General features: G+C 55.1%; 24 protein-coding genes. 9 read left to right on the top strand and 15 right to left on the bottom strand.

Translation table 11 applies throughout. From position 1 onward, the window contains the following. Positions 1-334: 334 nt before the first annotated feature. The 4 genes from fen (at position 335) to ACPLPM_RS17585 (ending at position 6,072) form a co-directional block, all read left to right on the top strand. The gene (gene fen, locus ACPLPM_RS17600) at positions 335-1,357 is read left to right on the top strand and encodes a flap endonuclease-1 (RefSeq protein ID WP_424358076.1); all 1,023 of its coding nucleotides are present in this window, start codon (positions 335-337) and stop codon (positions 1,355-1,357) included. A 910-nt stretch (positions 1,358-2,267) separates the two neighbouring features. Further along, entirely contained in the window at positions 2,268-2,945 is a 678-nt protein-coding gene (locus ACPLPM_RS17595; RefSeq protein ID WP_424358075.1) for a DUF169 domain-containing protein, read from the top strand. A 145-nt stretch (positions 2,946-3,090) separates the two neighbouring features. Beyond that, a complete protein-coding gene (locus ACPLPM_RS17590; RefSeq protein ID WP_424358074.1) occupies positions 3,091-4,062 on the top strand; it encodes a hypothetical protein in 972 nt (323 codons plus the stop codon). A gap of 135 nt (positions 4,063-4,197) precedes the next feature. After that, positions 4,198-6,072: a PAS domain S-box protein gene (locus tag ACPLPM_RS17585; RefSeq protein ID WP_424358073.1), complete on the top strand. Its 1,875-nt coding sequence runs from the start codon at positions 4,198-4,200 to the stop codon at positions 6,070-6,072. A gap of 31 nt (positions 6,073-6,103) precedes the next feature. Here ACPLPM_RS17585 and ACPLPM_RS17580 read toward each other — a convergent pair whose 3' ends face one another. From ACPLPM_RS17580 to ACPLPM_RS17525, 12 genes are read right to left on the bottom strand one after another with little or no spacing between them, the layout of a single operon-like run. Then, positions 6,104-6,868, bottom strand: coding sequence for a TIM barrel protein (locus ACPLPM_RS17580; protein WP_424358072.1), 765 nt, complete (start codon positions 6,866-6,868; stop codon positions 6,104-6,106). Between the two features lie 48 nt (positions 6,869-6,916). Next, the gene (locus ACPLPM_RS17575) at positions 6,917-7,330 is read right to left on the bottom strand and encodes a hypothetical protein (protein WP_424358071.1); all 414 of its coding nucleotides are present in this window, start codon (positions 7,328-7,330) and stop codon (positions 6,917-6,919) included. Positions 7,331-7,374: 44 nt separating this feature from the next. Beyond that, on the bottom strand, positions 7,375-8,175 hold the full coding sequence (locus ACPLPM_RS17570; protein ID WP_424358070.1) for a formylmethanofuran dehydrogenase subunit C: 801 nt from the start codon (positions 8,173-8,175) through the stop codon (positions 7,375-7,377). A gap of 2 nt (positions 8,176-8,177) precedes the next feature. Beyond that, entirely contained in the window at positions 8,178-9,929 is a 1,752-nt protein-coding gene (gene fwdA, locus ACPLPM_RS17565; protein ID WP_424358069.1) for a tungsten-dependent formylmethanofuran dehydrogenase subunit FwdA, read from the bottom strand. Positions 9,930-9,941: 12 nt separating this feature from the next. Continuing rightward, entirely contained in the window at positions 9,942-11,261 is a 1,320-nt protein-coding gene (locus tag ACPLPM_RS17560) for a formylmethanofuran dehydrogenase subunit B (RefSeq protein ID WP_424360010.1), read from the bottom strand. A gap of 44 nt (positions 11,262-11,305) precedes the next feature. Next, a complete protein-coding gene (locus ACPLPM_RS17555) occupies positions 11,306-11,719 on the bottom strand; it encodes a molybdopterin dinucleotide binding domain-containing protein (RefSeq protein WP_424358068.1) in 414 nt (137 codons plus the stop codon). A 23-nt stretch (positions 11,720-11,742) separates the two neighbouring features. Beyond that, a complete protein-coding gene (locus ACPLPM_RS17550) occupies positions 11,743-12,264 on the bottom strand; it encodes a hydrogenase iron-sulfur subunit (RefSeq protein ID WP_424358067.1) in 522 nt (173 codons plus the stop codon). Position 12,265: 1 nt separating this feature from the next. Then, on the bottom strand, positions 12,266-14,242 hold the full coding sequence (locus tag ACPLPM_RS17545; protein WP_424358066.1) for a 4Fe-4S binding protein: 1,977 nt from the start codon (positions 14,240-14,242) through the stop codon (positions 12,266-12,268). An 11-nt stretch (positions 14,243-14,253) separates the two neighbouring features. Next, a complete protein-coding gene (gene hdrB, locus ACPLPM_RS17540) occupies positions 14,254-15,165 on the bottom strand; it encodes a CoB--CoM heterodisulfide reductase subunit B (protein ID WP_424358065.1) in 912 nt (303 codons plus the stop codon). Beyond that, on the bottom strand, positions 15,162-15,704 hold the full coding sequence (gene hdrC, locus ACPLPM_RS17535) for a CoB--CoM heterodisulfide reductase subunit C (protein ID WP_424356773.1): 543 nt from the start codon (positions 15,702-15,704) through the stop codon (positions 15,162-15,164). The genes hdrB and hdrC overlap by 4 nt, the downstream gene beginning before the upstream one ends. 2 nt (positions 15,705-15,706) lie before the next feature. Then, on the bottom strand, positions 15,707-16,798 hold the full coding sequence (locus ACPLPM_RS17530; protein WP_424358064.1) for a 4Fe-4S binding protein: 1,092 nt from the start codon (positions 16,796-16,798) through the stop codon (positions 15,707-15,709). A gap of 24 nt (positions 16,799-16,822) precedes the next feature. Next, positions 16,823-17,071: a 4Fe-4S binding protein gene (locus tag ACPLPM_RS17525; RefSeq protein ID WP_012036506.1), complete on the bottom strand. Its 249-nt coding sequence runs from the start codon at positions 17,069-17,071 to the stop codon at positions 16,823-16,825. Positions 17,072-17,789: 718 nt separating this feature from the next. Here ACPLPM_RS17525 and ACPLPM_RS17520 point away from each other — a divergent pair. Together ACPLPM_RS17520 and ACPLPM_RS17515 are read left to right on the top strand one after the other, a co-directional pair. Continuing rightward, positions 17,790-18,707, top strand: a complete 918-nt coding sequence (locus ACPLPM_RS17520; protein ID WP_424358063.1) for a hydrogenase — start codon at positions 17,790-17,792, stop codon at positions 18,705-18,707. A gap of 10 nt (positions 18,708-18,717) precedes the next feature. Continuing rightward, positions 18,718-20,133, top strand: a complete 1,416-nt coding sequence (locus tag ACPLPM_RS17515) for a Ni/Fe hydrogenase subunit alpha (RefSeq protein ID WP_424358062.1) — start codon at positions 18,718-18,720, stop codon at positions 20,131-20,133. 1,093 nt (positions 20,134-21,226) lie between these two features. Here the strand turns inward: ACPLPM_RS17515 and ACPLPM_RS17510 are convergent. Further along, positions 21,227-22,159, bottom strand: a complete 933-nt coding sequence (locus ACPLPM_RS17510; RefSeq protein WP_424358061.1) for a DMT family transporter — start codon at positions 22,157-22,159, stop codon at positions 21,227-21,229. Between the two features lie 138 nt (positions 22,160-22,297). Here ACPLPM_RS17510 and ACPLPM_RS17505 point away from each other — a divergent pair, with 138 nt between their 5' ends. Together ACPLPM_RS17505 and ACPLPM_RS17500 are read left to right on the top strand one after the other, a co-directional pair. Further along, a complete protein-coding gene (locus ACPLPM_RS17505; protein WP_424358060.1) occupies positions 22,298-23,071 on the top strand; it encodes a hypothetical protein in 774 nt (257 codons plus the stop codon). A 196-nt stretch (positions 23,072-23,267) separates the two neighbouring features. Beyond that, positions 23,268-24,554, top strand: a complete 1,287-nt coding sequence (locus ACPLPM_RS17500) for a tripartite tricarboxylate transporter permease (protein WP_424358059.1) — start codon at positions 23,268-23,270, stop codon at positions 24,552-24,554. A gap of 22 nt (positions 24,555-24,576) precedes the next feature. Here ACPLPM_RS17500 and ACPLPM_RS17495 read toward each other — a convergent pair whose 3' ends face one another. Together ACPLPM_RS17495 and ACPLPM_RS17490 are read right to left on the bottom strand one after the other, a co-directional pair. Next, entirely contained in the window at positions 24,577-25,305 is a 729-nt protein-coding gene (locus tag ACPLPM_RS17495) for a SagB/ThcOx family dehydrogenase (protein WP_424358058.1), read from the bottom strand. Positions 25,306-25,397: 92 nt separating this feature from the next. Beyond that, entirely contained in the window at positions 25,398-25,700 is a 303-nt protein-coding gene (locus ACPLPM_RS17490) for a Rieske (2Fe-2S) protein (RefSeq protein ID WP_424358057.1), read from the bottom strand. A gap of 121 nt (positions 25,701-25,821) precedes the next feature. Between ACPLPM_RS17490 and ACPLPM_RS17485 the strand changes: the two genes are divergently transcribed. After that, complete coding sequence (locus ACPLPM_RS17485) at positions 25,822-26,457, top strand: acyl-CoA synthetase (protein WP_424358056.1); 636 nt, start codon at positions 25,822-25,824, stop codon at positions 26,455-26,457. Positions 26,458-26,473 lie beyond the last annotated feature (16 nt).

Genomic DNA, 26,473 nt, shown 5'->3' with positions numbered 1-26,473 from the left:
GATCGCAAACAACACTGTGGGGTAACATGAACCACCGTACAGTCGCATAATATCATATGCATGTCGGGCAGGTAATAACCGCAAAGGCGCAAAGGCGCAAAGAACTGGAACCGCAAAGCAGCAAAGACGCAAAGATTTTTTAAATCTTAAGCTGCGCCTTTCTGGTTAATGCGTATCCGGCTCCGAAGGAGCTACTATAAAATCGTCTTTGCGTCTTTGCGGTTCAAAAAGTAACTTTGCGTCTTAGCTTCTTTGCGGTTCAATTTACCATGATGTCAGGCCGGCAAAACAGATATTATTATTAGGCGCATTTGTGGTATGGAGTGATTTTTGTATGGGAGTCGATTTGGGCGACCTGGTGGAGCCGAGGGAGATCGAGCTGAAAGAATTAAATAACCGCACGGTGGCTGTCGACGCCTATAATACCCTGTACCAGTTTTTGAGCATCATCCGCCAGCAGGACGGGGCTCCGCTCGCGGACGACCGGGGTAATGTGACGTCTCACCTGTCCGGCATCATCTACCGGGTCACTAACCTGATCGAGGAGGGGGTGAAGCCTGTCTTCGTGTTCGATGGCAAGCCGCCGTCGTTCAAGGCCGAGACGATCAAGGCCCGGGCCGAGGTCCGGGAGGCGGCGAGGCAGATGTACGAGGCGGCGAAGGCATCGGGCAGCGCCGAGGCTTACAAGTACGCGCAGGCCTCCACCAGCATCAACCGGCAGATCGTCGACGATGCAAAAGTGCTGCTCGGCTACATGGGCATCCCTTACATCGTCGCTCCCTCTGAGGGAGAGGCGCAGGCCGCTTACATGGTTTCTAAGGGAGCGGCAGACTATGTGGGCTCCCAGGATTACGATTCTCTGCTGTTCGGAGCGCCCCGGGTAGTCCGGAACATCGCCATTACCGGCAAGCGGAAGGTGCCCCGGAAGAACATCTACATGGACGTCAAGCCGGAGACCATCGAGCTGCCCGAAGTGCTGGCAGCCCTCGGCCTCACCCGGGAGGAGCTGATCGACATGGCCATCCTCGTGGGCACCGACTATAACCCGGGCATCTTCAAGGTCGGGCCCAAGACCGCCCTCAAATTGGTGAAGAAGCATGGCGACAACATGCCCGCCATCCTCGACGAGCTCGGCCAGAGCATCGAGAACTGGGAGGCCATCAAGGCGTTCTTCCTGCACCCGGACGTGACGGATAACTACCAGGTGAAGTGGGGCAAGCCCGAGCCGGAGAAGATAAAGCAGTTCCTGTGCGAGGAGCACAGCTTTTCGGTCGACCGGGTGGACAAAGTGCTGGAGCGGCTGACCACGGCCGTGTCTGAGACCACCAAGCAGAAGACGTTGTCATCGTGGTTCTGATTATCGCTATTGTTAAAATATATCAACAACATGCGCTATGATTATCACCACGGCGGCACGGCTCCTTATTCTGACAGCTGGAAATCAGATGTGTGAACCACGGCGGCACGGCGACACCAAGACAGTGCGATCCACTACAAGCCAGTGGTAAATAGAACCACGGCGGCACGGCTCCTTATCTCGACATCTGGAAAACAGATGTTCTAACCACGGCGGCACGGCGACACAAAGACAGGGAGATCCATGACAAGCTAGTGGTAACTATAACCACGGCGGCACGGCGACACCAAGACAGGGGTGAACCAGTATAAGTGAAGTCTTTTTATGTCCACGGCGACACCAAGACAGAGCATTAACCATAAGCTTACTGTCCAATCGTTTCAGCCAGGCTTTCCATCTATAACATGAAGGAAGGAAAACCTATTTGTCTCCGTGCTGTCAGCCCGCCGTGCCGCTGTGGATCTAAAAAGAAGGCCTTGTTATTCGGGTACGGGTTGTCTCTGTGTCGCAGTGCCGCCGTGGTTCAACTAACCATCCTGCCATAGTTTCTCGATTTGTCTCCGTGCCGCCGTGCCGCCGTGGTTCAACTAACCATCCTGCCATAGTTTCTCGATTTGTCTCCGTGCCGCCGTGCCGCCGTGGTAAGAACAGCAGATCCCCAGTAGTCAGGGTAAGGAACCGTGCCGCCGTGGTTTAAATAACTATCCTGCCATAGTTTCTCGATTTGTCTCTGTGTCGCCGTGCCGCTGTGGTTAGAACCTCTGCTCTCCAGTTGTCAGGATAAAGGGCCGTGCCGCTGTGGCTCGTTATTGCCCGGGCTATTTGGTTCTCGTGTCAATCGTGCTCTGTGCTCAAATTCACAAAGCATATATGATTTCACGCCGTTAATTTCTAGTTAAGAGGTCTGATCATGAGTACTTACGAGGAACTTTCATCTAAGCTCAAGTCCATTCTGGCCCTGAAGGGCTCGCCTGTGGCTGTCAAGCTGGTCCGCACTAAGGAAGAGGTCCCGGCGGGCATGCCGGAGCTGGGCGAGAAAGTGAGGCACTGCGAGATGGTGCAGAAGGCCAGGGCAGGGGAAGTGTTCTACGCCCCGAAGGAGAAGCACGCCTGTGCCGGCGGCGCCAGTGCGCTGGGCATAATGGATACTCCGGCCAACATCAAGAGCGGGGACTTCTATTTCAGCCTGGGCCGGTTCAGCACGAAGAATGCGGCAAAGCGTACTGTCGATGAGGTTCCCCGGCTTGACGAGCAGCACTTCGCCACTGTTTATGCGCCGCTGGAGAAGGCGACCTTCCAGCCGGACGTCGTGGTCATCATCGGTAATCCAAAGCAGCTGCTGCGCATCGCGCAGGCGAACATCTACGGTTGCGGGGGCCGCAACTTCATCGACTTCTCGGGCATCCAGTCGGTCTGCTCTGACGCGGTCGCCGAGCCCATCCTGACCGGGGAGATCTGCGCCTCCTTCGGCTGTAACGGCTCGAGGAAGAACGCGAAGATCGAAGATGACGAGCTCATCGCAGGCATTCCGGTGGAGAAGCTGGAAGCCACGGTCGCCGCCCTTGAGAAAGTGGCTGTGGCCAAGTAAGCGATGATTCGAAGGACTTTGTAGCTCTGGCCGGATTGCGCGGATTATTCCAGAACAATCCAGCCAATTCCCCCTTTTTCTTGAAACTTAAGCCTCATATTTTTATACGATATAGCCTAATTATTATCCAGGCAGGTATGTTCGTTTGACATCGAAGAAGACGCCGTTCATGCACTTATTGAGGATACTGCTTTCAGTGATGCTCGGCCTTATGTGCGCTCTGTTTGCAGTCATAGCTTCCAATATCTTGTTTATCCTGTGGGACGCGCTGACCGGCCTGCCTGATGCAGGCTCTACGGGCAGCGTCATCTTCGACCTCCAGCGCCTGGCCATCTTCCTGGTGTTTGCGGCTCTGGCGGGTGTCCTGTCGATCCTGAACCTCAACTACACGAAGAACGATGTGCTTATTTCCGGCGCTGTTGCCGGGGGTTCGATGGCTGTACTCCTTATCCTGCCGCTGGTGCTGCTGATGCAGGATCCTGCCAGCATATTCGATTTACTGTATACTTCTATGCCCCCGTACCTGATGCTGTCCAGTGTGGCTGAATATACTGACAGTTTCTCCCAGAACCTTGATACCGTGGTTGGCCATGCCTGGCTGGCGGTGCTGTTCTTGTTTGTGGCGGCCGTGGCCGTAGCAGCGGGAGCGGCATATTACTCTGCCTATCATAAACAGGGAAAGCTCGGTAAAGATGTCGGCTCTCCTGCGAAAATACTGGGGCTTCTGACGCTCGTCGTTTTGGTAATTCCCTTGGTGATTGCAGTGGCAGGTGTCGGGGCGGGCATCATTCCCCACCCTACCTCGATTAACTATGTGGCTATCACGACAGTAGACGAAAGTGGGGGCAACAGTACTTTGAGTGTCGAGCTGGTGGGTAGTCCGGGTGCCAGGTATCTGGATAAGGGCAAGCCGTTTACGATTCTGGTCGATGGCAGGGAGGCGACTAACCAGAGCGTTGCCGATGAGAGCAGGCTGAACGTAAGGCTTGACCCGCCGGCCGGGCTCGGCTATGAAGCGGGGTCGAAGCTGAAGATCAGGGGTTTAAGCCTGGCGTCGAAGGTGGAGATCATTGCGAATTTCAGCGACGGAGTCAGTAAGAGTGTTCTCAGCGTTTAAATTTTTCATTTATGCTCCGTAAGCTGGCTTTTTACCACTTTTTTATCTCTTCGATGGCCTTTAGATGACTGATTTCGCTTTTTATCGTTTCTAACGTTTTTACAGACAAACGTATAGTCTTTACTGGTGTGAAGGGTGCGTGACCTGTCGGAACTGGGTACTTTCGCTGCGGAAGCGATCAAGAACGATATGGTGTCTTTTATCGCGTGGCAGAGGGATGGGGAGATTATTACTGTTAATCCCCAGTTCTACCGGCTTACAGGGCGCGGGCCGCAGTTCGTCGAGCGGGAGGTCTGGCCCGGTAATTTTACGACCCTGGAGTCTAAAGCTCACATCCTGGCTGGCATGGATGAGCAGGATATGGGTCGGGAAGCCCACAGGCAGGAAGAAACTATCGTCAGGTCCGACAGAGTTCATCTGCCAGTGGAGTTGATCATACACAGGTACCAGCCTGATGGTAGTCCGGTCCCCATCTATTTTGCCTTCATCACGGATATCACCGAACGCAAGCGTAGTATCAGTGCACTGACTGAAAATGAGGAGCTGTTCAGAGTTTTGTCAGAAACTGCTCTGGCTGCAGTTTTGCTGGTGCAGAATAACCGGTTTATCTATGTCAACCCGAAGGCACTGGAAATGATCGGGTATTCATCCGATGATCTTCAGGACATGTATTACTGGGATATCATCCACCCTGATTTTCGGAAAGAGGTAAAGGAGTACGGGGATTTGCTGCTGCACGGTCAAAGCCTGCCCGCCCGTTTCGAGCTGAAGTTCGTAAGGAAGGACGGCGAGGAAAGGTGGTGCGATGTGAGCATAGGGCCTGTAGTCTACAAGGGTAGAATGTCGGGCGTGATTACTGCCCTGGACATTACGGAGCGGAAGAAGTCCGATCTGGCGCTGAAGGAGAGCGAAGAAAAGTTTCGGGTGCTGGCAGAGCTGTCTCCCACGGCGATCTTCATGTACCAGGGAACGAGGCTCGTCTACGCTAACCCGACTGCTTCGCAGTTCACCGGCTTTAGCCAGGAGGAAATAGTGCAGAAGCAGTTCTGGGAAATGGTGCATCCCCGCTACAGGGAGATGGTCAGGCAGTATGGGTTAGCGAGGCAGCGCGGAGAGCCAGTACCAAGCCAGTATGAAATACAATATATCTCAAAATCCGGTGAAACCCGCTGGGCACAGTTTACCGCCGGCCAGATCGAGTACCTGGGCAAGCCCGCCGGCATTGTCACTGCTGTCGACATGACCGAGAGGAAGCAGGGAGAGCTTGCGCTGTCGGAAGCGAAAGCCCATGCCGAGCTCTACGTGGATCTGATGGGCCACGATATCAACAACATGAACCAGGCTTCGCTGGGGTTTCTGGAGATCATCTCGGACAAGCTAGAATCGACCGGGTCTCTATCGAGAGCTGATCTACAACTCATTGCCAGCGCTGTCGAATCGCTAAAAAACAGCTCAAGTCTGATCAACAGCGTCAGGAAGCTGCAGAAAGAGAAGCGTGGAGGCCTCAAGCCTATATTAACAGACGTAAACAGGATGCTGGCTGAGGTGAAGGAGCAGTTCTCAGCTGTTCCAGGCAGGAATGTCAGCATTACATTTTCAAGTGATTATCATTGTACAGTGCAGGCTAACGAGTTGCTGAAGGACGTGTTCGTAAACATTGTGGGCAACGCGATCAAGCATTCGCAAGGCGATATTACCATCAATATCTACCTTAAGCCGGCAGCAGAGCTGGAGCAGTTGTTTTGCCGGGTTGAAATCGAGGATAATGGCCCTGGCATATCGGACGAGAAAAAGAAAGCAATTCTCCAGCGCTCAGTGCAGGACAGGTCGAAACTGACGGGAAAGGGTCTAGGGTTGTACCTGGTTCGGACGCTTATCGACGACTACGGGGGCAGGATATGGGTAGAGGACAGAGTGTCCGGCGATTATACCCGGGGGTGCAGGTTCGTGATTCTGCTCCCGGTAAGTAATAGTACGGTCGAGCATACTTCAAATGAGGCAAAAGCGTAGATATCCACTGGTATCACAAGTAGCAACGTAGCTACTTGAAGTAGCTCTTGATGAACCCGATGATTTCGCTGTAAAGCGTGATATGGTCTTCACTATCGAAGGGCATATCTCTGGGATCTACTTCGAGCGTGATCAGCCCGTTGTATTTATACTCCCGGAGCCTGGAGAGGAACAGGCCGAGCGGCAGCAGGCCGAAGCCGGGGAATATGTGCCCTTTTGAGGCGTGGCCTCCGTAGTCGCTGAAGTGGACGTTCTTTATTCTGGGGATCAGCATGTCGCAGGAGAGAAGTATGTCCATGCCAGAGGCTGCACAGTCGGATACGTCAAAGTTTACCGAGATATCGTGCTCGTAAACGAAGTCACGCAGACCTTTGATGTTGAAGAGCGGCTTACTCAGTCCGGCGGTATTTCTTTGCGTGTTCTCAATGGCCACCCGGTGTTTGCCCAGTTGTTCACTGTACTTGCTGATCTGATCCGCAAATAACTTTTTTAGCGGCCACCGCAGCAGGGATGCCCTTGGCGTTTTGAATACGACTACTTCCGGCTTGATCTCATCTATTACCTCGTAATCGCCGCTATTGTCGAAGAGGTAATAATGGAGCGGGTTCTGGGCGATCAGGCTTTTGATAGGAAGGCCATGCTCAAGCGATAGAAGATGCATGCGTTCAGCATCTGAACCAATTGACCTGGTATCGATTTCGACACCGTCGAAGCCCGACCGTTCGGCGACATCGAAGGCTCGGATATATTCTTTGAACCTTCCTCCAGTCCGCAGCTGTAAAAGTACATCGGGCATATGGCGTGGGTACGCCTGATGAAAATATAGTATATATGCCGGAAAAGCTTACATATTGTAGTATTTTTCCGTGATTTTAAGGTTTACATCTCCCTTCATGACATAAACCTTAGACGTAGCGTCGTGGTGCAGGATTTCTCTTTCGACAATGTACTTGTTATCCCGCAGCGCGTCGCCGATGGGGGTTATCTGCTCCCTCATAATCTCCACGAATTTAGATGGGTTTTCGGCGACGTCCATGTCCACCGTGGAGTGGACGATGATCTTGTTGCCTATGATGAATTCAGAGATGCGGTAAATGTGGCCGTTCTTCTCTTCCTGCCCGATCACTTTGAATTCCACGTTGGAATAGTTATCGTTGAGATAACGAGTGGTAGAGATAGTGGAGTTTAACAAAACATTATACCACGGCATGATGTTTTCCTCTGAAAAATTATCTCTTAAAATAATAGAGTCGAACATCTCATTAAGAGATGTTCGATGTGTTATATAACTTTTTTGGGGTTTCAGGCTTTCACGTAGAGGGTGCCTTTTCCGGCTTCTGCGCGGTCACCGGCGTATACCTTGAACGGCATCTTTTTGCCATCCAGGTCTACTTCTTCCGTTGATTTCAGGGCGAAGCCTGGCATCATGGTGCCGATGGTTCCGAGGACGTAGATGGTGCCGCGGGTCATCTGGGCGCCTACTCTGCTTTCGGCGTTGCCGTGGATCACGATCTTGCCGCCGGGCTCTTTTGCGCCGACTGCTCTGCCGGCGTGAATGCCGGCGTTGATAGTGACGTTGCCTTGCACCGTGATCGTGCCGCCGATCATGTATTCGCCGATGTCGCAACCGGCGTTGCCCTTGACCAGGATGTTGCCGCCTTTCATGCCTCTCCAGTCGCCACGGTACGCTGCGCCCAGGTAGTTGCCGGCGTTACCCTCTATCACGAGATCGCCGCCTTCCATCTGGATGCCGCAGAACGCGTCTGCGTTGCCCTTGACGAGGATGCTGCCACCCTTCATCCAGGCACCGGTGTACATGTCCACGTCACCCTTGCAAAGGATGGCGCCGGCAGTCATCTTACTGCCAATGTACTTGACCCTGGGCACGCTGCCGTTGATAACGATAGCCTGTTCCGCAGCACTGGCGGCGGTAGTGCCGCTGATGTCGAAGAACTTGCCGAGGCGGTGGGTGGTGTTACCCTCCCACACCTGCATGTCAGCGATCTCTTCCAGAGTCTTACCCGCGAACTGGTCGGGGGTGATGCACTCTGCTTCGAGCACGAGGTACTTCTCACCGTTAGGCGTTAAAGTAACTTTCTCCATGATTAGTTGCCCCCTGCCAACGGCCCCGCCTTAATAACCTGCTGATGCGGAGCATAAACATCCTGCACCGGGTAATTATTCAAGGTGACCGAGTAGTACTTCAGGAACTTCTCCACGATATCATTCATGACTTCCTTATTATTGAAGCCATCCGCATCCGACCAGATGGTGTACTTCGGAGCGTCAACCGACACGACTTCGCCATCCTTGACGACGATGTCGCCAGCCTTGATGGTGTATGCCGCCGCTTCGAGCGCCTTGACGAGGACTTCTGGCTGCTGGCCGATGTCTGTCGTCTTCGGGTTCAGGTCGTAGATCGTGACGTCGCCGTCTGCGCCTATGCCGAGGTGGCCCTTGTTCCTGGACATGCCGAGCGACTTTGCCGGGCCTGCCCTGGTCATCTGGGTGAACTCGTAGAGGCTCAGTTCCCTGTCGATGTCCTTGATCTGGGTCCTCTCTCCAACCCACTTGTGGAGGGTTGCGAGCTTGGCGTCCCTGGCCTTCTTGCTCATGAGCCAGCTTGCTACAATCGGGTACCTGGTGAACGGACCTGCGTTGGGGTGGTCCGTGGTCAGGAAGCACTTCATCGGGTCCTTGACGAGCAGGCCGAGCTCTAAGCCGGTTGCCCACTGGATGCCGAAGACGTGGTTCTTCGGGTCGTAGATGAACGGCACTACGCCGGAGCCGGTTTCCAGCTCTACGTCTACGTTGGCCCACTTCAGGTGGTTGGTCGAGTGCAGCGTGAACTCGAACGGGCCGTCTGCGGTCATCGTGGTGGTCTCGTCTAAGGTGACGAAGCCTACGTCGATGGTCAGGTGGTCGTGAGTGTTCACGTAGTTGGCGATCTCGTCAGCCTTGGACACGAAGTCCTTCCACGCCGTTCCGCCGTAGGAGTTGAACTGGGCGTGAGTTAAGTGGACGTTCTGGTTCCTGCCGGACTTCTTGTTGGTCTTGATATTTTCGGTCAGGGCCAGAGTCTTGAGCGTGGTGGTGTAGTTGCCGGGGTGGCCGAGGTTGTTGCCGTGCAGGTGAATCGAGTGCGGGAGTCCCAGCCTTTCGTTGGTCTCGCACAGGCCCTGGATAATGTCCTTCGGAGTAACCTCGAAGTACGGTACGGGGTCGTCGATGTCCGTGCAGTTCTTACCCCAGCCCCAGGCTTCCGTTCCGCCGGGGTTGACGATCTTGATGGCGCTGCCCTTGGTTGCCTTGAGGATCCACGCGACATATGCGTCCAGGTTTTCTTTCTGGTTCTTCTTGATGTATTCCATCACGAGCCAGTTGTTGCCCAGCAGCGTGAAGGCCGACTGGTCCAGGATCGGGGTGTCGTGCATTTCCTCGTGGGTGTGCCTTGCCAGAAGAGGCGGCATAGCCGCTTCATTGACGAAGGTGTAGCCGAGCTTGGCGTACCTGTACGCGGTAACGAAAGTGCTCGGGACGGAAAAGCCTCCGCCTGCCCTGAGCATGTCCGTCCGGTGCTCCATGGTGTCGTGGAGCTTGTCCTCGGGCCGGTACATCCTGCCCACGTTGACCTTGGGGCCTGCTACGTGGGTGTGGATGTCGACACCGCCGGGCATAACAACTTTGCCCTTAGCATCGATAACCTTCGCCTTGGTGGACAGCTTGGAGGGCTCAACGATCTTGCCGTTCTGGATAGCGATATCCTTGACATCGCCCTTAACGCCATTTAACGGGTCATAAACAAACCCGTTCTTGATGAGTACCTCATTTTGAATTTTCAGTGGCTTTGCAGACATGATCTATACCTCTCACTGTCCTTTCTTCTCTGCCTTGATCTCTTTGACTCTCACCAGGATTCTCTCCAGGATTTCCCTGTCGGAGAGAATGCCTTCCGGAGCGTCGCAGACCTTTCTGCAGCGGATGGGCACGTTATCCATACGATAAGCGTTGCCTTCCTCCTCGACACCTACGATAGTCGACGGCATGACGATCTTGCTGACGCCGGTCGTCGGGGTCTCGTGGGGGTCGATGCAGATGGTCGGGATCTGGGCGTAGTACTTCATGGACGATACCGGGAAGTGTGCGCCGGGGTCGGAAGCGATCACCAGTGCTGCGTCGCATTCCCTCCTCTGGAGCATGTCGTTCGCCGCGGTCTCGCCGGGGTTGTACCTCGGGTAGCCCCTGGAGAAGTCCATGCAGAACGGGAAGCCGCTCTGCCACGACATGACCTGGCCGCTGCCAGTCACATTGTAGTGGCCTCTCATGGCGATGAGGGTGAACTTGGTGTACTTGTTCATGTCGGCTACGAAGGAAATCGCAATGTCGATGTTCCTGTGTTTGCCGATGGTCTGGGTGACACCCATACCGAAGAACAAGACGCCGAACTTCTTGGACTTGCACAGGTCTCCCAGTGCCTTGATGTCCTCTTTCTTGACGCCGCCTACCACGTCGGGGATGTCCTCGCCGCGGATGGCGGTCCTGAGGGCGTCCAGAAGCTCGTAGTCCTTGCCCTGTTCGACCTGGACGTGAATGTCTGCCTGCTTCGCAGTGTCAGTCGGCCTGGGGTCGACGACAACCATGGTCCTGTCCTTGAAGCCTCTCTCTGTGAAGAAGCCTCTCGGGTAGGTGGAGTACCTGCTCATGTGTCTCGGGTGGGCGTGAACCGGGTTGCAGCCCCAGTAGATGATGAGGTCTGCCCTGTTCTTGACTTCGCCGAGCGTGCAGCACGGTGCGCCCACAGTCTGGATAGCCAGGATGGAAGGACCGTGGCAGACGGATGCGGTGTTGTCAGTGACTGCGCCGCATACTTCTGCGAGTTCGTTGCCTACCGCCTGTGCTTCGCAGGAGGTGGAGGACCAGCCGTACATTAACGGCCTCTTCGCGTTCGCCAGGATCTGGGCTGCCCTCTCGATCGCGTAATCGTAGGATACGGGGGCGAACTCTGCGGAGTTCTCTTCCCTCTCCATGGGAGCGTGAATCCTGTGGCCTGCCTGGGCAGACTTGAACTTCTCGTTGCCAATCACGCAGGCGTTGAGCGTGTCGACGACACGGTTGCCGTCCATAATCACTTTGATATCATCGCACAACGTGCCGCAGAAGGGGCAAACAACATCCGTGACTACCTTCAGGTTCTTCGACTCGGTGGTCGCCTGGGTCTTGGATTCCATCATGTTTAGGCCTCCTGCTTGAGGTTTAAAGTGGTTCTCTGGAGCAGCTTTATGCCGTTCTCGACTGTCTCGCCGGGCGCTGGCTCGATCGTGACCTGGACTCCCTTGAAGCTGGGCATGCCGGTCGAGTACATCTCGGTACTGATGACCTGGTTTGCCCACGGCCCCATGGGAATAAAGGCCAGCCCAGGGTGCGGACCCTGGGTTGCCTTGACCGCCCGGACGATTACATTACCGTAAGCGGATGATACCTTTACGGTCTGGCCCGGGAACACGTGGAGCTTCTTCATGTCAGCGACATCGAGCTCGCATATTCCACAAGCCTTGATGTAACCGTCGTCATGCTTGTGGCCTTCGATTGCCACGCCCTGCCAGACGGTCCGGCCTGAAATAAGGTTAACTTCTATCGAGTTAGTCATCTTCGGGTCTCCTTATGCCCGTGTTACTGTTTCTGTAACGGGGCCGCTTCGACTTTCTTGCCAGCGCTTATCTTCGAGAGTTCAGCGAGGTCATCGTCTGCTGCTGCAGCACCGTGGGCTGCGGCGGCGACTTTCTTCTGGACAGGGCTCGGTCCGAGCTTCTTGATGTCGTTAACCATGTTCTTAACGACTTCTGCCCACAGGGCACCTTCGGATGCCGAGACGAAGGTCATCTTGAGCCTCTTTCCGTCCAGGCCCATCTCTTCCATGACCTTTCTGGTCAGGGCGATACGGCGCCTCGCCTTGTAATTTCCAGCTATGTAGTGGCAGTCGCCGATGTGGCAGCCAGATACGAGGACCGCATCTGCGCCAAGGCTGAAAGCCTCCATGATGAAAGCCGGGTCAACACGTCCAGTACACATGATACGGACGACACGGACGTTGGGGGGATACTGGGCCCTGGATACACCTGCGAGGTCTGCGCCTGCGTAGGTACACCAGTTGCACAGGATACCGAGGATTTTTGGTTCAAATTCGTCAGCCATTTTAGACACCGCCTGCAGGAGTGAATAATGCAGCTATCTGCGCTCTGATCTGGGGGTTGGTGAAGTGCTGCATCCTGATTGCCTTGGCCGGGCATGCTCCACCGCAGGTGCCGCATCCCTTACACATTGCATCGTTCAGGTTAGCCTTCCTCTTGTCTCCCTCAATGTCGACCATGGTGATGGCCTTGTACGGGCAGAGGCCTGCGCATACACCGCAGCCGGAGCAGAGTGCATCGTCGACTTTGCCTGCGATCGGCTCGAGCATGACTTTGCCCTGGTTGATGGGTACTGCCGCTGCTGCAGCCGCGCCGGCTGCCTGGGCTACTGTGTCGGGGATGTCTTTCGGTCCCTGGCAGCAGCCTGCGAGGAAGATACCGTCGGTCGAGGTCGAGAACGGGTTCAGCTTGGGGTGAGCCTCAAGCAGGAACTGGTCTGCGCTCCTCGAGATGATGAGCTTGTTCCTGAGCTCTTCGGTGGTCTTCTTGGGTACGATGGCTGAGGCGAGGACGACCATTTCGAGTTCTACGTTGATCGGGGTGCCGAGCAGCGTGTCTTCTGCCTGGACCAGGAGGTTCTTGTTCGGGAGCTCCTGGATCTTGGCGACCCTGCCCCTGATGAACTTGGCGCCTTCGTCAGAGATCCTGTAATAGAACTCTTCGTACGCCTTACCGAACGACCTGATGTCCATGTAGAACAGGTAAGGTACTACACCGGGCATCTTTTCCATGATCTGGTGGGCGTGCTTGAGCGAGTACATGCAGCATACTCTGGAGCAGTACTGCTGGGCGTCCTTGTCTCTCGATCCGGCGCAGAGCACGAAGCCTACGTTGTGGGGCTTCTGGCCGTCGGACGGCCTGATCAGCTTGCCGCCGGTCGGACCTGCCGCGTTGATGAGCCTCTCGAAGTGGATACCGGTGATGACGTTGTCGTATACGCCGTAACCCCACTCCTCTTTCTTCTCAATTTCATAGAGGTCGAAGCCGGTTGCCACGATGATGGAGCCGACCTTGATCTCGACGAACGAGTCTTTCATCTCAAGGTCGATGGCCTTCTTGTCGCCGCACTTCTTGACGCACAGCTCGCACTTTACGCAGCTGTCAAAGTCGACGGTGAACTTGAGGGGTACTACCTGCGCGTGGCAGATGTAGATGGCCTTCCTCGGGCCCATGCCGACATCGAACTCGTTGGGCCTGGTGACCGGGCATACTGTTGCGCAGTCGCCGCAGCCGTTGCAGGCATCCTCGATAACGCCTCTCGCCTTCTTCCTGACAGTGACGTTGAAGTTACCGATGTAACCGTCGACGTTGGCGACCTCAGCGTAGGTCATCAGCTTGATGTTGGGGTGCCTGCCGACTTCTGCCATCTTCGGGGACAGAATACACTGGGAGCAGTCGAGGGTCGGGAACGTCTTGTCCAGCTTAGACATGTAGCCGCCGATGGTGGGCTCCTTCTCTACGAGGTAGGTGGTGATGCCCGAGTCTGCGAGCTTCATTGCGGCTTCGATGCCGCCTACGCCTGCGCCGATGACCATTGCGGTCTTTTCGCAGGGCACGGACTTCTGCTCGAGCGGCTCGAGCAGCTTGGCCTTTGCGACTGCCATGCGGACGATGTCCTTGGCCTTCTCGGTTGCCCTCTCGGGTTCCTTCATGTGGATCCACGAGGACTGCTCACGAATGTTAGCCATCTCGAACACGAACGGGTTCAAGCCAGCCAGCTCGGTAGCCTTCCTGAAAGTCGGCTCATGCAGACGCGGAGTGCATGCTGCCACTACGATGGCGTCCAGCTGCTGTTCCTTGACTGCGACCTTGATCTTTTCCTGACCGGGGGTCGAGCACATGTACGGGTATTCGTCAGCGACGACTACGCCGGGGAGAGTCTTTGCATACTCTGCAAGTGCCTTCACGTTAACCGTGCCGGCAATGTTAGTACCGCAGTGACAGATGAAGACTCCTACTCTGTTTTCTTTACCGTTTGCCATATCTTATCCCCTCACACAATCCTGTCGAGTAACTTGTCAACCTTGATCTGGTGCGCGCTCAGGCCCAGCTCTTCCGGGCTCATGCCCTGGGCGAGGCCTAACAACTGGGAGAAATGCAGCACTGGTATGTTGTAAGAGTCTCCGAACTTCTCCTTGATCTCTACCTGGCCGAGGTCGAACTGCAGGTGGCAGAACGGACAGACATCGACGATGACGTCGACGCCGACTTCCTGCATGTTCCTGAGCTTCTCGTTGGTCATGTCCAATGCGTAATCCTTCTTGTAACCACGGACACCGCCGCCGGCTCCGCAGCACATCATCTTCTCCTTGTAATCTACCGAGGTTGCGCCGAGAGCCTCGACCATCTCATCGAGGAAAGTGGGCCTTTCGCTGGAGTAAGCCGGGCTGCCGAACCTTCTTTCCCTGCTGGGCTTCAGCATGTGGCAACCGTAGTGGATACCGACCTTGATACCGTTCAGGGGAGTGACAACCGAGTCCTTGAGCTTCTTGATCCCTACGTCCTTGTAGAGCTGCTCGGCGAGGTGTCTGACCTCGATAGTGCCCTGGAACTCCATGTCCGCAAGCTTCAGCAGCTCGTTGACCTTGGCCTTCTCCGCCGGGTTCTCCTTCAGCTTCTCGTTCACGTCGTACAGGGACTTGTAGCACCCGTTGCATACGACGGTGCAGTCCATGCCCATCTTTTCGGACAGGCAGATGTTCCTGGCAGCCAGGGCTTCCCAGGTCAGGACATCCATGCTGCCGAAGGCGCCGGGAGCGGGACAGCAGGAAGCGCCGACCAGGTCAGCGAACTCCAGGCCCAGGTTCTTGGCAGTCTTCAGGGTTGCAGCCTCAATACCCGGGTAACGGTTCGGAGCGATGCAGCCTAAATACAGTGAGTTCTTGTTAGATGCTGAGTGACTCATTTCTTAGCCTCCAGTTGAGCCTTGATGGCCATGAGACCGGTAGCTTCCATGATCTTCATGATGCCCGGAATGTACTCGGGGTTGGAAGCCGTGGTTGGGGGTTCCGCCTTCAGGCCGAGCTTAACACGCAGAGCCCTGTTAGCGTCGTTGTTCGGGACAGCGTGGCCGGTCTGGCTGATGAACGTCATGTTCTGCACGAAGTTCTTCGGCACCAGGAGTTCCCTGGTGGCCATGTTCCTCAGGGCGATGATGACGTCAGTCGGCTTGACATGTCTGGGGCACCTGTCAGTACACGTGTAGCAGGTCGAGCAATACCAGATACTGTCATCCCGGAGGAGCTGTTCCTTCATGCCGAGAGCGACCATCCTCATGATCTTCCTGGTTCTGAGGGCGTTGCGCCTTCCCTGGGGGCAGCTGCCGGTGCAGGTTCCGCACTGGTAGCACACAGAGATGTTTTCTCCGCCAGCCTTCTCTACGTCGTGAGTGAAGTTGACTAAACCTTTGTTGAGGTTCATTACCTGTGATTCTAATGCGGTCATGGTTAGGCCTCCTTGATCTTGGGGGTCTTCTCTGCGAAGAGTTTGGCCTCGATCTTGTTGTACAGGTTGGTCTTCTCGCCCGAGACGTTGATCTTGTTCCTCTTCATGGTGATCGTGCTGTCAGCCGGACATGCGTTGATGCAGGCACCGCAGTAGATGCAGAAGTCCTTGTTATACGCCAGCTTGCCGGGCTTATGACCAGCCTCCTCAACTATAGGCAGGTACAGTGCGTTGCACGGGCAGACATCTACACAAGTAGAGCAGCCGGCAGGGCAGTTGCCGGTGTTGATGGTGAGCTCGCCTTCGAAGACTTTCTCAACCTTGGCCGCGTCCTTGGGGCAGATGACCTGACACCAGGTGCAGGTGACGCACTCGTCAGTGTCGATAGCGACCTTACCCGAGAGTTTGGGCTCTTCGATGATCTTGCGCTCGATCGAGATTGCGTCCTCAGGACAGATCTCTACGCAGACTTTGCAGGCGTCACACTTCTTCTCGTCAAACTTAACCTCGCCAATCCTCTTAACAGTCAGGGGAGTCGGCTCTTTGTACTCGATCTTGAAAGCGTCGCAAGCCTCAGCGCAGATACCGCACTTCGTGCACTTCTGGTCGTCGAGCTTGTAATCGATCGCGTACTTCATGGTCGAAGCAGCCTTATGGCCCTGATCGACCTTGGCTACATCCCTCTTGATAGCATCCCTCGGGCAGACCTCTTCACACAAGACGCATCTGCTGCACTTGGAGTCGTCGATCTTCGCCTTCTTCTCAAGGACAGGGAAGCCCTGCTGCTCAAGAATGGGGAGCTTGTTCACGCCGTCCACTGCGAGTTTAATCGCGTTGAACGGGCAAAGGATGTTGCATACGCCGCAGAAAGAGCACTTCTTCTCGTCGACATCGACCTTGGAGACCTTGGCTTTGCCACGGCTCACAGCGCCGATCGGCCCATAGGTAACTGCCTCTTCCGGACAGGCGTCAATACAGACTCCGCAACCAGTACACCGATCCAGATCCACCGTCAGATTTAACTTCTGAGTCAGCAGCTTCTGTTCGATTACCTGCTTATTGTTCTCTGTTTTCTTCGAATAACTGGGAAACAAGGTATTTCCTCCTCCTATACAATCTCACTCCGTTGTAAGCGTGATAGCTCTCTGAGGGCAGACTTCAAGGCAAATGCCGCAACCATTGCAGACTTCCTCATCGACAACCACTGCCTTACCGTTCAAAACATTGTAAGTCTTCTTTTTGGTTACCGGGTTAGCAACCGTCAACTCCAACGCATTGACCGGGCAGGCGACAACGCAATTATTGCAACCAGTACAGGTCCTGTTCTGGATATCTAATGATATCGTCGTCACGTTAGCACCAGCCATTATGTTTTAATAAGTTGGTTGATTTTGTATGACTACACAATCTATTTATAGATTACGAAGTCGTTTTCAACCAACAGAGCCATTTTTATATTATTTTTTGCCAATGGCCCAAAGCTTTTATATTTGTTTCGCACTGCGTATTATCCCCCATATTAAATCCTTTTCTATTCTGCTCCATCAATTTTCCCTATCATCCTCCCTTTGTTCTCGCAACGGTTCTCAGCCGGTATATAAAAATAACAGCGATTATACTGTATACATGCCACATGGGTTTGCTTACCATGTTTAAGGACTATGTTTAGCACTATTATGATATAAACTTTCTCCAATAATTTCTATAAATAATCATAATCAACTTATAATTTATTTGTATCGATGTCAATTGTACTATATTATATAGTATATCACCTATATAAGCTTATTATTTATACCCGTACTGTCAGTGATAGTTCCGCAGTAGGCCGGCCTAAGAAAGATTACCTTGATAGCGGTAGATACATAATATATAGGAATAATCGGGAGATAAAAATGTTGCTTGCGGAATACCCATTTTCGCATGCAGCCCATACGATTGCAACCCATGCATTCGAGGCTGGGTGAAAATTTTTTCAGTTATAACTAAAGTCTTATATACCTCATTGCCGCAAAAAGACTGTAGCTAATACCGGGCATCAAAGGAGTATTATATTTCGGCGAAGCCCGGAACGGAGTTGAACGTATGTCGAAAGTAAAAGTGATGGAGACCTGGCTTGGTGCCTGTGCCGGCTGCGAAATTTCGGTACTGGATACCCACGAGGCTCTCTTACCCATCCTTGACAAGATTGAGTTCGTCTACATCCCGGTCCTTATGGACGTCAAGCACGTGCCCAAGGCAACCGTCGCGATCGTTTCCGGCTGTGTCAGGAACTCTGACAACCTGCACGAACTGCTCGAAATGAGGAAGAACGCTGATATCCTCGTGGCTCTGGGCAGCTGTGCCTGCTTCGGCGGCACCCCCGGCATGGCCAACCTCTACACCCCCGAGCAGCTGCTCGAAGAGGTCTACGTCACCACGAAGAGCACCAAGAACGAGATCCAGAGGCACCCGTACATGGACGGCCTCCCGACCCTGCTTCCGGACGCAAAGCCCCTCAGCGACTACGTAAAGGTAGACGCAATGATCCCGGGCTGCGGACCGAGGCCGGCAATGATCGCCCAGGCTATCCTGAGCCTGCTGGGCGCTGCCGAATACAAGCTTAGCACCAAGTCCGTCTGCGACGAGTGCGGCCGTGAGAAGTCCGAGAGGAACCTCAAGAAGATCCTCAGGCCCTTCGAGGGCACCATCGACGAGAAGAAGTGCCTGTTCGAACAGGGCTACCTGTGCAGCGGCTCCGCCACCAGGGCAGGCTGCGGTGCAATGTGCCCGTCCGCAGGTGTCGCATGCCGTGGCTGCTTCGGCCCGTGCGAGAACTCCCCTGAGCAGGGCTCTGCCATGATCAGCGCAGTATCCTCCTGCTTCGGCCTCGACGACGACCCGAACACCGACCTGGACAAGTTCGTGGCAGAAGTCTACGACCCCATCGGCAACTTCTACAAGTACACCCTGCCGACTTCGTTCCTGACCAAGAAGGCAGTCGAGAAGACGGCTAAGAAATAAGGTGATTATCATGGTTAAACAGATTAAAGTCGCACCAGTATCAAGAATCGAGGGCCATGCGCAGATCACGATCGATGTCGATGACAGCGGCAAGGCAACCGACGCAAGGCTCAACATCATGGAGATCAGGGGCTTCGAGAAGTTCCTCCAGGGCAGGCCCGTTGAGGAAGCCGCAAGGACCGTAACCCAGATCTGCGGTATTTGCCCCGTATCTCACCACCTGGCAGCCGCCAAGGCTACCGATGAGTGCTTCGGTGTACAGGCGCCCCAGACTGCAAACATGCTCCGTGAGCTCATGCAGTACGGCCAGTTCATCCACTCTCACTCGCTGCACTTCTACTTCCTCGCAGCACCGGACTTCGTGTTCACTCCGGACGGCAACCCGACCCAGAGGAACGTCTTCGGCATCGTGGGCGCCAACCCCGCTCTCGCCACCGAGGCAGTCCTGTTCAGGAAGATCGGCCAGCAGATCGTCGAGGCCACCGCAGGCAGGTCCATCAACCCCGTGACCTACATCCCCGGCGGTATCAGCAAGGGCTTAACCCAGGCTGACGTCGACAGGCTGCTGCCCATGGCCAAGCAGGCTGTAACCTACTCGCAGAACGCCCTCGCACTGGCGAAGCCCATCTTCAACCAGTACATCGACGCGATCAAGCTCCTCGGCGAAGCCGAGTCCATGCACATGGGCTTAGTCAAGAACGGCAACCTCGAGCTCTACGACGGTGTCCTCAGGCTCCAGGGCAAGGATGGCAGCACCATCAAGGAATTCAAGCCCCAGGACTACCTGCAGTACATCAGCGAATACGTGTACCCGCACTCCTACATGAAGGCCCCCTACTGGAAGGAAATGGGCTGGGAGAACGGCATGTACCGTGTCTCGCCGCTGTCCAGGATCAATGTCTGCGACAAGATCGACACCCCGCTCGCCAACGCCGAGCTGCAGGAATTCCGCAAGGCATTCGGCAGGCCGGCCCAGATGACCCTGCTCTACCACTACGCCAGGCTCATCGAACTGCTCTACTCGTCCGAGAAGGCTGTCGAGCTGCTGAGCAACAAGGCCATCACTGGCAAAGAGCTCCGCACGCCCGTCAAGCCCAGAGCAGCCACCGGTGTAGGCGTGATCGAGGCCCCGAGAGGCACCCTCATCCACGACTACGACACCGACGAGAAGGGCATGATCACCAAGGCGAACATCATCGTCGCCACTGCGCACAACAACAAGGCCATCAACATCGGCCTGAAGAACACTGCCCAGAAGATCATCAACACCGCCACTCCGGAAGAGGGTATCCTCAACAGGATGGAAATGGTCATCAGGGCATACGACCCGTGCTTCTCTTGCGCTACCCACAGCGTAGCCGGCAAGATGCCGCTCGAGGTCACCTTCAACTACGCCAGCGGCGAGAAGAAGGTCATCCGCAGATAAAATTAGACGATAGAAGAGGAACTACCCAGTTCCTCTCACCTACTTTTTTAACAAAAGTTTTCCGGGTAGCTCGAGCCATCTAGAAAGATAGTAAGAAAACCACTTCCGACAAAGAGTTCATCTGCTTTTACTGGCATCATAATAACATGTCAGCGATAGAAACCGGAAGCACGTTTCCTTTTAAAAACCGCCGCTGCAAGTTCCAGGCAACAGGCATAGGCCTTCCTCGGGATCAACCTGTTATACAGTGCCAGGTCTGCCAGAAGCCAACAAGAAAGCCATCCGGCAGCATGTACGATATGAATTATTAACACAACGTATGGCAAAAACTAACCGCGGTCGCACCGCTCGGGAAATCCGATATTTGAACCACGGCGGCACGGCTCCTTATCCCGACAACTGTAGATCAAATGTTTGAACCACGGCGGCACGGCGACACCAAGACAGGGCGATCCACGACAAGCCAGTGGTAAATAGAACCACGGCGGCACGGCGACACCAAGACATTCGTGAACCGGTAAATATGAACTCTTTTTTGTCCACGGCGACACCAAGACAGAGCATTAACCATAAGCTTACCATCTAATCATTTCAGCCTGACTTTCGATCGATAACCTGTATGAAGGAAAACCTATTAGTCCCCGTGCCATCAGCCCGCCGTGCCGCCGTGGATCAATAAAAAAGTAGCCTTGCTATTCGTCTACCGGTTGTCTCTGTGTCGCTGTGCCGCCGTGGTTTAACTAACCATCCTGCCATCGTTTCTCGCATTGTCTCTGTGTCGCCGTGCCGCCGTGGTTAGAACATCTGCGCTCCAGTTGTCAGGATAAGGAGCCGTGCCGCCGTGGTTCAAATAACTATCCTGCTATCGTTTCTCGATTTGTCTCTGTGTCGCCGTGCCGCCGTGGTTAGAACATCTGCGCTCCAGTTGTCAGGATAAGGAGCCGTGCCGCCGTGGTTCAAATAACTATCCTGCTATCGTTTCTCGATTTGTCTCCGTGTCGCCGTGCCGCCGTGGTTAGAACATCTGCGCTCCAGTTGTCAGGATAAGGAGCCGTGCCGCCGTGGTTTTTTGTGTCGGTAGTGCCTTTATGGCTCATTGCTTATCCGGCTCAAGTTTTGCTGTCGCTCTCTTTTCAGCGAAGATCATCCCGAAGATGATGAGCGCCGCTCCGGCCAGGGTGTAGACAGTTAACGCTTCGCCTAGCACTATGGCCGCCAGCAGGACGCCGGAGAGGGGCATGACGTAGATGAAGACCGCGATGGTGGAGGCGGGCAGCTTTTCGAGGCCGTAGTTGTAGACGAGGAAAGCGATCAGCGAGCAGCAGATCGACAGGAAGCCCATGGACAGCCAGGTGAGCACGGTAAACTCGGTAATCGGGATATGCGGCGATAACAGGTACATTGGGATTAGCTCGAGGGTGCCGAAGATGAACACGTAGTTCAGCACCGTCAGAGCAGAGTACTTCTCGTTAGCCCGCTTGCCCAGCACTGTGTAGACTGCCCAGGCGAGGGTGCCCAGCAGCGCTATGCCGTCGCCCAGGAAATTGGGGGACAGGCTGAAGTTGCCGTTCGTCACGATCAGCGCCAGCCCGGCGAAGGCGACCAGCGCTCCGATAATTTTGTTGCCGGTCAGCTTTTCTCCCATCAGCCACGCGGAGAGGAAGATGATGAAGAACGTGGACAGGTTGAAGATGAGGGTGAAGTTAGTTGCCGTCGTGTAGTCCAGCGACAGCACCTGCAGGTAAAATGACAGAGTTACGCCGATGGTGGCCAGCGCCGCGAAGTAAGGGATATCCTTCAGCTCTACTGCGAAGGCTTTTCTCCCTTTCCATAGCAGAGTGGCTGCGATCAGCAGAGGCGTAGCTATGGCGAACCTGAGCGCGAGGATTTCAACCGTGCCGAGCTGCAGGTAAGCTTCCTTGATTGCCACGCCGGAAGCGCCCCAGAAGGCGTTGATTACGATCAGCCCTACAAGAAGCCACCACAACCCTGTGCCTGCTTTACCCGAACCGTTTTCCACGCCCATCTGTATCTGCCTCGAAGTTATGTAGATGAGGCTTGTAGGTGGCGGTCAAGAGATAAAAAGGTTATGTCAGCTCTGATAACCCTTATCTATCATGCGGTGTATATCGATGTAGTTATCAATATCACATGGAGGATAGGTATGAACAAGAGGGTATTACTAGTTCTGGGCGTACTGGCCATCTTCGTGGCCTCCACCGCCCTGAGCGGATGCATAGGTGGCAACAAGACCACTCCGACCACCCCGGGTGCAACAGCTACTCCGGGCACGACTACTCCGGGCACAAACACCCCGAGCGGCGCCCTGGTGCCGGCAGTCGTATCGGGCAACACCATCACGATCTCCGGCGTCAAGGCCGAGTCGAGCGACAACCAGAACAGCACCTCCTTCGATCTCGAAGAGGGCGCGTACATCGTTTCCTACGAAAACAAGGGCAGCTTCGGCAACATCCTGACCGCTACCCTGGAAACCGATGACGGCAGCGGCATGTACATCGTCTCGCTCTGGGACACCAAGGGCTCCGACGCAATGGTCGTCGGCGGCATGATGACCCCGGCAGGCAAGTACCACCTGAACGTCGGCAACGGCGGCACGTACACCGTGACCATCACCAAGCCGACCAGCGGCGACGCAGCCCCGGTCACTCTCAAGGGCTCTAAGGGCGAAAGCGTAGCCAAGGCAGTGAACCTGAACCCCGGCGAAGTCAAGATCAGCGTCAAGCACGACGTAGGCCCGACCGGCACCACGTCCATGTCGCTGTACGACCTGCAGGGCAACACCGTGGCCTCGAAGTGGGTCTCCGGCAGCAGCTCGATCACCGATGAAGACATCGGCGAGATCACCACTGCGGGCACCTACATCTTCAGTGTCAGCTTCTCGGCCAACACCGGCGGAGAGGCAACTGTCAGCCAGTAAACTTAGCTTGACTGCAGGCATGTACTGTGCCTGCAACCTCTTTTTTGACGATGGCGGCCAAAGCCGCAACAAGATCGATTGCGTACTTTCACGGGCTCAGCAGCTACGGGCGAACGTGATGTCTCCACATCCTGTCCGGGCAATAGTAGCTTCGTACGACCACTAATGTTTAATAATTTGTAAATAAGTAATATATGTGCTTGAAGTCTCTCTGGTTCTGCTACTTCTTTCAGTCTCCGCCGGCATTCTCATCGGCATGATCGCAGGGCTGCTGCCGGGCGTCCACGTCAATAACACTTCCGCCATCTTACTCGGCCTCAGCCCGGCTCTGCTGGCAGCCGGTGTGGAGCCGTTATATGTGGCAATCACTATCGTATCGAGCACTATTTCGCAGAGCTTTCTTGACATCATCCCCGCCGTGTTCCTGGGCGCTCCGGACGAGTCGACAGTGCTCGCGGTCATGCCCGGCCACAAAATGCTACTGGATGGCCTCGGGCAGGAGGCGGTCAGGCTTTCGGCCATGGGCAGCGGCATGGCAATCGTGCTCTCCCTGCTGCTGATTCTTCCTCTCTCCGCTTTCTTCGGGACGGCGTTACCGATCATGCAGGCCAACATGGCCGCTATCCTCATCGGCATATCCGCCTTCGTCATCCTCTCGAACTACTCTGGCGGCAGATATGCGACGGCCGGCAGCCGGATAAAGAAAGTGTGTGAAGCGCTGGTCATCTATCTGGCTGCAGGCATCCTCGGCGTCGTCGCCTTTCAGGCTGAAAGCCACCTTTCTCCGATCCTCGCTATCGGCGTCGCTTCTGCATTACTGCCGCTTCTGTCCGGGCTGTTCGGAATGCCTTCTCTGTTATTGAGCCTTAATACTCACGCGGTAATACCTGGCCAGAGGCAGAGCCGAATTACCATGCCCGGCAAAACTCTGCTTAGGGCTTCCGCATCGGGCACAGTAGCAGGAGCGCTCGTCTCGTGGTTCCCGGCCGTCAGCTCAGGTGTGGCCACCTCCCTCGTGAGCATGTTCTCTGCGAAGGATGGGGACTCGGACCGGAAATACCTGATCTCGGTATCGGGGGTAAACACTTCGAACGCTATCTTCTCCCTGGTGGCGCTGTACGTGATCCTGCGGCCCCGGAGCGGTGCCGTCGCAGCAGCCCAGGAAGTACTCGGAGGCGCCATCGGCTACGAGGCGTTCGTGCTCTTCCTGTTCGCCATATGCATCGCGGGGGTTGTCGCATATCTGATTACACTGGCTGCAGGCTCCTGTGCTGCCAGTATCTTCACCGCACTGAACTACCAGGCCCTCAACTGGGGCGTGATCGCCTTCCTGACCGTCATGTGCCTGGCAATGGCCGGCATACCCGGGTTGACCATCTTCCTGATCTCCACGGCCATCGGGCTGGCAGCACACCTGCTCAACGTGCGCAAGACCTGCCTGATGGGCGTGCTGCTGGTGCCCTGCATCCTGTACTTCCTTTAGTGGCTACGGCTCCGTCCGATCATTATACTTTGCCGACAGGCATGATATACAGCGGGCGCTCATCTTCGGCCATGCCTAGCGCCTGCTTTACCGCATCGTCAGAAAAGGCTCCGATGGCGACAGTCCCGAGGCCCGATGATTCTGCCTGCAGGTAGATGTTCTGGGCCGCGTGCCCCGCCTCAAAATGCGCGTACTTGACGCCTCTCGGATAAACAGAGCCTGTCGGTTTATCCCTGTCCTCCGAACTGTACTTTCCCGTCGCCCGCTCGTATACGCCGGCGATCACCAGGTCCACTGGAGCAGCTTTGACAGGCTGCTGCCCTATTCCGGCACTGTACAGCTCATCCCGCCGATCGCCGTCCCGCACTTTTGTCAGCGAATGGTCTCCGGGCTGATACTTGTACACTCCGGGCGCCAGGCCGTTCACCTTGCCTGCCACAACATAAACTTCCAGCGGGTACAATGCCCCCGCAGACGGAGATGTCCTGACCGACTTGCCGGTCATTCCCTGCGCCGCCCAGAGCAGCTGTGATACGTCCCTCAAGGATAATGGCTCATCCTTATACTCCCTGACTGACCTTCTGTCGTGCAATGCCTTCTCGACCGATACGGCGCCATCTATCCGTGGCTCCGGAAGCGAAATCTTCTCCGCATCAGGGCCGGCCATTACCGAGGACTCTATCCCTAAAAACAAGGCTACGAGGGCTACACCTGCCATTGCCGGGAAAAGAATCCAAAGTTTTGTTCTCATGTGCCGGTCTGAGGTGGTCGCCCGGCGATAAAATACCGGCACATATGCTACGCCGGTTTATGTTGAAGAGAGCCGTAAAATAAGCCTGAGGATCAGACATCTACCAGGATGTCGTCCCCCTCCACCTTAACCGGATATGTCTTCACATATTCGTTCGCCGTGTTCAGCGACTCTCCGGTGGTCAGATCGACCCGGTACCCGTGGAACAGGCACATCACTGTGTTTCCCATCATCATGCCCTGAGACAGAGGCTGTTTCTGGTGGGGGCAGCTATCTTCTATCGTGTAAAACTGGCCGTTTACGTTCGCCACTGCGATCTTCTTGCCTTCGACCACGAAACCCTTGATCGTTCCCGGCTGGATATCTGCCGTCTTTGCAACCTTCGTATAAGCCATATGTTAAGATCAGCCTTCATGGGATATGAATATTTATGCACAGATACGTAAGCGCTGACGGCTTTTCTGCGGAAAGACCAAACGACTTATATATTTATAAGTTAACGCTTGTACAGCAGCTATGTCTTTGGGGATGGAAGGGACAGGCTGGGTTACATCATACCATGCTCAGCCTGGACTATGTTCAAACAATGGTAGTATAGAACGTCTGATCAATCGAAAGCCGCTCATCGCCATCATCGGGGATACCCGGGCAGTATACGGCTCATACAACTATGAGCTCGCCTACTGGCTGGGCTACGCACTGGTCTCGAAAGGGTACCGGATCATCGTCGGTGGCTCGGGGGGAGTTGCGGAAGCGGTATCCCGGGGAGCCTGCATAGCCACCGGCTACTCGGACGATGACGTCATCAGCGTCCTGCCCGGGCATCATCCGTGCGACCCGGGACACTTCTACGGGGCGTGCATGTCTTTCGACTACGACATGTCAGGAGACGTAATTGTCTCCCACGGTGACGCGGTCATCGCCATCGGCGGCGGCTCCGGCACGCTGACCCAGCTCGCCCACGCCTGGGGGCTCAATAAGCTAATCATCGCCTACAGGGTAAAAGGCTGGAGCGGCCGGGTCGCCGGCCACCCGATGGATATCCGGCACCGCTACCCCGATATGCCCGACGATCAGGTCTACGGGGTCACGTCCGAGAATGAAGTGCTGGAGAAGCTGGAGTTGCTGGAGCACTACCGGCATATGGCCTGAGACAACAATACGAACG

This window comes from Methanocella sp. MCL-LM (assembly GCF_049676595.1).
Classification (GTDB): Archaea; Halobacteriota; Methanocellia; order Methanocellales; family Methanocellaceae; genus Methanocella_A.
Note: the sequence above shows the minus strand (reverse complement) of the source record. Positions and strands in the feature narration are given on the sequence as shown.